This is a genomic window from Kitasatospora sp. NPDC050463, from assembly GCF_040655255.1.
Classification (GTDB): Bacteria; Actinomycetota; Actinomycetes; order Streptomycetales; family Streptomycetaceae; genus Kitasatospora.
The window spans coordinates 1-1895 of the sequence record NZ_JBFAJO010000007.1; the positions used below are offsets into that span (position 1 = coordinate 1).

Consider the following 1895-nt stretch of genomic DNA (forward strand, 5'->3'; position numbering starts at 1 on the left):
CGGCCGAGAGGAACACCGTGAACACCGCATCCGAGCCGTCCGGCGCGGACACCCCGCCGCTGCCCGCGCGGGCGACCTTCAAGGCGCTGTACGGGTACGTCCGGCCGCACCGGTGGACGGTCGCGCTCGGCCTGTTGTGCGCCCTGCTCGGGGCGACGGGCGGGCTGCTGCAGCCGCTGGCCACCAAGGCCCTGGTGGACCGGCTCTCCTCCGGACAGACCATCACGGCGATCGTGCTCTCCCTCACCGCACTCGTGCTGCTCGGCACGGTGTTCGAGGCGCTCAGCGGATACGTGCTGGAGCGGACCGCCGAGTCCGTCGTGCTGGCCGCCCGGCGAAGCCTGGTCGGACGGCTGCTGCGGCTGCGGATCGCGGAAGTGGACCGCATCGCGCCCGGCGATCTGATGTCCCGGGTCACCTCGGACACCACGCTGCTGCGCGCGGTCACCACCCGTGAGCTGGTCTCCGGCGCCACCGGCGTGGTCACCCTGGTGGCGGCCGTCGTGCTGATGGCCGTCCTGGACCCGGTCCTGCTGGGGGTGACGCTCGGCGTGCTGGCGGTGGTCGGCGGGGCCGTCGCGCTGGTGATGCCGAGGATCTCCGAGGCCACCGAACGCTCCCAGGAGGCGGTGGGCGAGATCGGGGCCGAACTGGAGCGCGCCTTCGGGGCCTACCGCACGGTGAAGGCGTCCGGCGCCGAGGAGCGGGAGACCGCCCGGGTGATGGCGGCCGCGCAGCGGGCGTGGCAGCACGGCGTGCGCGGCGCCAAGTGGGAGGCGCTGGCGAAGTCGGCGGACGTCCTCGCGGTGGAGCTGGCGTTCCTGGCGGTGCTCGCGGTCGGCGGGGCCCGGGTGGCGGCCGGGGCGATCCCGGTGTCCACGCTGATCGCCTTCCTGCTGTACGTCTTCTACCTGATCGATCCCGTGTCCCGGCTCGTCGACGCCGCCTCCCAGTACCAGGAGGGCGCGGCCGCGATCTCCCGGATCACCCGGGCACAGCGGCTCGCCACCGAGAGCCGGGAACTGCGCCGGCTCACGCTGCCCACCCACCCGGGTGCCGACGCGGGCCCGGCGTCGGTCCGCTTCGAGCAGGTGTCCTTCCGCTACGGCCCTGAGCTGCCCACCATCCACCACGGGGTGAGCTTCGACGTGCCGGCCGGCGGGATGACCGCCTTCGTCGGCCCCTCGGGTGCGGGCAAGTCGACCGTCTTCGCGCTGGTCGAGCGCTTCCACGAGGTGACCGGCGGCCGCGTGCTGGTGGACGGCGAGGACGTCCGGAACTGGTCGCTGCCCCGGCTGCGGTCCGCCATCGGGTACGTCGAGCAGGACGCCCCCGTACTGGCCGGCACCCTCCGCGAGAACCTGCTCTTCGCCGCACCCGACGCCTCCGACGGGGACCTGCGCGAGATCCTGGCCCGGACCAGGCTCGACAGCCTCGTCGCCCGCCTGCCCGACGGCCTGGAGACCGTGGTCGGCCACCGCGGGTCCAAACTCTCGGGCGGCGAGCGGCAGCGCGTCGCCATCGCCCGCGCGCTGCTGCGCAGGCCCCGGCTGCTGCTTCTCGACGAGGCGACCTCGCAGCTCGACGCGGTCAACGAACTGGCGGTGCGGGACATCGTGGCGCAGGCGGCTCGGGAGACCACCGTCCTGGTGGTGGCCCACCGCCTGTCCACCGTGATCGGCGCCGACCGGATCGTGGTGATGGACGCGGGCCGGGTCCGGGCCGTCGGCACCCACGCGGAACTGGTCGAGCGGGACGAGCTCTACGCCGAGCTGGCGACCACCCAGCTGCTGACCACGGCTCGCTGACCCGCCGGGCCGTAGGACCGGCCGCGCGGCGCCGGGGGGGGGGGCGCGCGGGGGAGCGCGCGGGGAGGGGCGGCGCCCCGCCGGGCT

At 74.9% G+C, this 1895-nt stretch carries 1 protein-coding gene; it reads left to right on the top strand.

Translation table 11 applies throughout. The features are described 5' to 3' along the window. Window positions 1–17: 17 nt before the first annotated feature. Window positions 18–1808, top strand: a complete 1791-nt coding sequence (locus tag AB0J08_RS06490) for an ABC transporter ATP-binding protein (RefSeq protein WP_360628256.1) — start codon at window positions 18–20, stop codon at window positions 1806–1808. Window positions 1809–1895: the final 87 nt, after the last annotated feature.